Origin of the sequence: Halomonas garicola (assembly GCF_031935715.1) — a bacterium.
GTDB classification, from domain to species: Bacteria; Pseudomonadota; Gammaproteobacteria; order Pseudomonadales; family Halomonadaceae; genus Vreelandella; species Vreelandella garicola.
The window spans coordinates 1-4,885 of the sequence record NZ_JASSZF010000059.1; the positions used below are offsets into that span (position 1 = coordinate 1).

The 4,885-nt window shown below is 63.6% G+C and carries 5 protein-coding genes; 1 reads left to right on the forward strand and 4 read right to left on the reverse strand.

The window, feature by feature from the left end; translation table 11 throughout:
* A partial coding sequence (locus RS027_RS13345; RefSeq protein ID WP_311957722.1) for a hypothetical protein occupies positions 1–565 on the forward strand: 565 nt, incomplete at its 5' end.
* Between the two features lie 411 nt (positions 566–976).
* On the opposite strand, the gene RS027_RS13350 is transcribed toward RS027_RS13345, so the two are convergent.
* The 4 genes from RS027_RS13350 to RS027_RS13365 form a co-directional block, all read right to left on the reverse strand.
* Entirely contained in the window at positions 977–1,738 is a 762-nt protein-coding gene (locus tag RS027_RS13350; protein WP_311957725.1) for an ElyC/SanA/YdcF family protein, read from the reverse strand.
* Between the two features lie 176 nt (positions 1,739–1,914).
* Positions 1,915–2,529 (reverse strand): plasmid pRiA4b ORF-3 family protein, encoded by a 615-nt coding sequence (locus RS027_RS13355; RefSeq protein WP_311957729.1) that lies wholly within the window; start codon positions 2,527–2,529, stop codon positions 1,915–1,917.
* A gap of 87 nt (positions 2,530–2,616) precedes the next feature.
* Complete coding sequence (locus RS027_RS13360; RefSeq protein WP_311957734.1) at positions 2,617–3,462, reverse strand: O-antigen ligase family protein; 846 nt, start codon at positions 3,460–3,462, stop codon at positions 2,617–2,619.
* 95 nt (positions 3,463–3,557) lie between these two features.
* A protein-coding gene (locus RS027_RS13365; RefSeq protein ID WP_311957736.1) for an IS3 family transposase occupies positions 3,558–4,699 on the reverse strand; the annotation gives its coding sequence in 2 pieces (ribosomal slippage) (positions 3,558–4,438 and positions 4,438–4,699; 1,143 coding nt in all).
* Positions 4,700–4,885: the final 186 nt, after the last annotated feature.

Genomic DNA, 4,885 nt, shown 5'->3' on the forward strand with positions numbered 1-4,885 from the left:
GGCCTGCATGGGTCTCCTTCGCATGTTGTTGTGTGTCGTAACTCACAACATGCATGACTCATGCAGGCTTTTTCAATCCTATCATGCTGATTTTATTACCCATTTCATGGGGATTCCTCAGGGTTTTGCCCGATATCGGCTCAAGAGATCGCCACGTCGCTACGCTCCTCGCGACGACACGCCCGTCATGGCGAGCGAAGCACTACCCCCGCTACGTCATGGCGAGCGAAGCGTGGCCATCTCGGTTTTTCTCTACAGCGCCACCGCACTGCACAAGATCGCCACGTCGCTGCGCTCCTCGCGACGACACGCCCGTCATGGCGAGCGAAGCACTACCCCCGCTACGTCATGGCGAGCGAAGCGTGGCCATCTCGGTTTTTCTCTACAGCGCCACCGCACTCAAGAGATCGCCGCGTCGCTGCGCTCCTCGCGACGACACGCCCGTCATGGCGAGCGAAGCACTACCCCCGCTACGTCATGGCGAGCGAAGCGTGGCCATCTCGGTTTTTCTCTACAGCGCCACCGCACTCAAGAGATCGCCGCGTCGCTGCGCTCCTCGCGATGACACGCCACTACGTCATTGCGAACGCAGTGAAGCAATCTCGGGTTTTACTGACCGGGCCCCGCAAGTACGAGATCGCCACGTCGCTACGCTCCTCGCGATGACGGTAGCCGGGAAAGGCGCCACCGCACTTCCTACGTCATAGCGAGCACTACCCCCACTACGTCATTGCGAACGCAGTGAAGCAATCTCGGGTTTTACTGACCGGGCCCCGCAAGTACGAGATCGCCACGTCGCTACGCTCCTCGCGATGACGATAGCCGGGAAAGGCGCCACCGCACTTCCTACGTCATGGCGAGCACTACCCCCACTACGTCATAGCGAGCGAAGCGTGGCTATCTCGGGTTTTGCTGACCGGGCCCCGCAAGTACGAGATCGCCACGTCGCTGCGCTCCTCGCGACGGCAAATCCCCCTCACTCAAGCCTCAGGGCCAAGTGGCCCAGCGCTTCATACATTGCCCGCTCGGTCTTGTGAAGGTGGCGGGCAGAGGGCAGCCAGTAGCCCAGCGAATGCTGTTTGCCGACGTCCAGTAAGTAATGCGTCGGTGCGGCGACGGGGGTCAGGCCCGCCTTCTGGAAATGGCGCATCGCGCGCGGCATATGCGAGGCGGAGGTGACCAGTACCACGGTGGCGCCTTCGCCAAGCGCCTCACGCACCGCCTGCGCTTCCTGCCCGGTGTCGGTAGCATGGTCAAGCAGACGCAGCCTGGTTTCGGGCACCCCAAGCGCCTTGGCCGCGTCGCCGTAGCCCCGGGCAATCGGCGCCTCTCCAGGGTCACGGCTGGCGCCGGTAACGATCAGCGGCAGGTCAGATGCCTGCTGCCATAGGCGTATTCCCTCCATCAAGCGAATAGCGGAGCTGTTATTCAAGCGCCCAACACTCGACCAGGGAGCGCCTGGCCGCCAGCCGCCGCCCAGAACGACGACGGCCTCGGCCGGGGGCGCCTCCGGCAAATCCTGAAGCGCCGGATAGCGGGTTTCCAGCGGCATCAGCAAGCGCTCCGCCACCGGCCCCCAGCTGGCCAGCGCCAATACCGCCGCCCCCAAAGCAAAGGCCGACCACCCGGCCCGCCGATAGCGGCATTTCAGCAGCACCGCCCCCAGCGCCAAAAGCCCCATGCAAAGGGGTAACGGCATCAGAAGTTGGGCGGCCAGCGTCTTGACCAGCTCGTACATATGGCTTTCTCGCAGCTCGGGGCGCTTAACATGCCCCTGCGCTCCGAGCTCATGGCGAGGCCGCTAACCGTGTCAGGGAGTGGGGCATTACTCAGAAGAAATCTGCGCACCGCCTGGGTATCACCCAGCCCCGCCTCAACGACCTGCTGAACGGTCGCATGGGAAGCCCTGTCCCTTTAGCGACGGCTCCATATCGAGGGGGTGACTGCCTCGATAGCGCTGGGCGCGTTTCCAAGACGTCGAAAGCTCGCCTGGAAGGGTACGAGCATGTCGGCGACCTCAGCCTCGTCCAGCGCCTCCGGGTCGAACTTGCCACCGAGTACCTCCAATAGCTCTTGGCCGTGTTCATCCTGTTCGCCGGCGGCGGCCGCCTTCAACGCCTCATAGCCCACCGTGCCGCCGATGTCTTCTGGCGGGCAGGCCATGGCACCGTCAATAAACCGCGGGCAGGGGTCGGTCTTCTCCAGCTCCGTAGCCTCGATGATAAGGCGGTGTTCCCAGCCGTCGCCGAAGTCGTAGAGGTAGTGAAACGCATTGTCCCTGACACGTGCAGCCATCGCCTTGAGCCTGGCGTTGCGTGCCTGCGCAATAGGCAGGTCGCTCCACTCGTCCGGCTCGCCGTAGTAGCGGCCGTTGCATTCGAACTCATAGAGGTGGCAGTCCGCCCAGCCCATCACGTCCTGGATCAGTTCGTGGAGGCGGTGCAAGTTGATTTGTTCAGGCACCACCACGCGGCGCCAGACCAGCGGGTCGGTATTGAGCAGTTCAATGCGCAGGCGAATGTCGGCCATGGATGGGCTCCGGCAAGTAAGGGTGTAGCGCCATGGTAGCGCGAGTTCTCCGCGGGTCCAGCCCCCGGAATCAGAAGACTCCAAAGCTCATGGACAATAAGGCAACGCGGTATGGCCCGACGAGCGCTGCCGGCGCGCCCAGTCGCGCTGGAAGGCGGCAATCTGCGCCGCGGCGATCAGCAGCACAATAAAGCCGGTAGCGCCGGCATGGTAGAGCGGCATGGAAAGCAGGCAAAGCACCAGCACCGTGACGCCGCAGCTGAGAAGGCCAAGGCCCCACATGGCGTGCCAGTGGCGGCTCAAGCAGGCCCAGGCCAGCGCTTTCAGGGGCAGCAACACGACGGCGGCAAAGCCGAGCAGCCCCACCAGCCCCAGGCCGGTGGCCACGCTTGCCAGCAGCGAGACGTAGTCGCGATAGCCCGCCAGGGTACCCTCCCCCGTCAGCGGCGCAAGGTGGCCGGTGCCCAGCAGCCAATGCGCCTGGAACACCTCCCAGGCCTCGCCCCACAGCGCCACGCGTTCGACAATACCGGGATTCAGCGCCCGGGCCTGGTCGAACGCGCCGTTGAGGATCAGGCCAATGGCCTGCAAGGGCTCGACCAGGCGCTGAGTCAGCGGCGAGGCGGTCGGCAGCAGCCAGTCGTGGCTGACCGTCCCCAGCAGCAGTACCGCAAGTAGCGCGATCACGCCCAGCCGACCCAGCCGATAGCCCTGATGGCGCCCCAGCACCGTGGTAGCGACGACATAAACCCCGCCACCCGCGGCCGCTGCCAGCCAGGCCGTGGTATAGCCCGTGCCCATCAGCACCATCATGGTAAGCACCGTGACCAGCGAGGTCAGCAGCAGCTGCGCGGAAGGGCGCCAGCCGGTGCCCAGCCGCTGCAGGCTGGCCAGCAGCATCGCCAGTACCATCACCAGGCCAACGCTTGCCATAAACCCGGTCTGCGAAGGTACGCCCCAGGCGGCAGGCTGGCTGAAATGCATATGCCGCAGCAGGGTGTTCTGGTCAAGTCAGAGCGGACACATTTTCAAGCCACAGCTGCCAATTCAACCTCCCTCGGCGTCTGGTAGCCCAGGGTCGAGTGGAGTCGGCAGCTGTTGTACTCCATCTCGATGTACTCGATCACGTCACGCCGCGCTGCCTGTCGGCTCACATACCGCTGGCCTGCCAGCCACTCGCTTTTCAGTGAACCGAAGAAGCGCTCCATGACGGCATTGTCCCAGCAGTTTCCCTTCCGGCTCATCGAGGCCTGGAACCCGTGCCGATCCAGCGTGGAGCGGTAGTCACGAGACGCATACTGACTGCCGCGGTCGCTGTGATGGATCAACCCGCTATCAGGCTGCCGGCGCCCTACGGCCATCTCCAGGGCGTCCAGCACCAGCGACGTGCGCATGTGGTCAGCCATCGCCCAGCCCACGAGCTGCCGGTCGTGGAGGTCGAGCACCGCCGCTAAATAAAGCCATCCTTCCAGCGTCCAGATCGCGGTGATGTCGGCCACCCAGGTCTGGTTCGGCTCCGCCACCATGAACTGGCGGTTCAGCAGATTGGGCGCCACCGGGAGGCTGTGCTCACTGTCGGTTGTATGACGCCAGCGGCGCCGCTGCCGTGCCGCTACGTCGGCTTCTCGCATCAGGCTACGGGCCTGGTACCGGCCGACGTCGTGGCCGCGGCGTCGCAGCTCTATGGCCATGCGGCGGCTGCCGTAGCTGCCGCGCTTCCGGCGATGGATCTCTCTGACCTCGCGGAGCAGGGCCTGACGATGGTCATCAGGGCCACGCTGTCGCCAGGCATAGAAGCCACTCCGGCTGACCCGCATGACTCGGCACAGCACGGCTACGGGATAGGTGGCCTTCTCCGACTCGATGAACTGATATCTCAGCTCGACTCTTTGGCGAAGAAGGCCGCCGCCTTTTTTAAAATATCCTTTTCAATCTGAAGCTTACGAACCTCTTCGCGAAGCTGTTTGATCTCGGCGTCACGATCATTCTGCTGCCATTCTGGGGTGCCGGAGACCCGCTGTCGGTGCTTGCGGCACCAGCGATCCAGCACGCTACGCTCCACGCCCAGCCGCCGGGCAGCCTCGGATACGGAATACCCCTGGTCAATCACCAGGCTCACCGCATCCGCCTTGAATTCATCGGAAAACCGACGTCGAGTCTTCTTGGTCATGAACACCTCCATTGCCTCCATTATGAGGCTTATCGGGGTGTCCGCTCCAATTAGACCACTTCATCTTGCCTTCTGCGGTCCTTCGCGCAACGTACACCTTAGTTGGCTCGTGGCCTCGCATTCGCACAATCGCCGCGCGATAGATGGCAGCATTGAGCTGTCTGTGTCCACCCCTGTTGATTCTAT

Bases quoted from the DNA above. Each gene is read 5' to 3' on its own strand.
- RS027_RS13355 (WP_311957729.1), bottom strand. From the start codon at position 2,529: ATGGCCGACATTCGCCTGCGCATTGAACTGCTCAATACCGACCCGCTG.
- RS027_RS13350 (WP_311957725.1), bottom strand. From the start codon at position 1,738: ATGTACGAGCTGGTCAAGACGCTGGCCGCCCAACTTCTGATGCCGTTA.
- RS027_RS13360 (WP_311957734.1), bottom strand. From the start codon at position 3,462: ATGGCAAGCGTTGGCCTGGTGATGGTACTGGCGATGCTGCTGGCCAGC.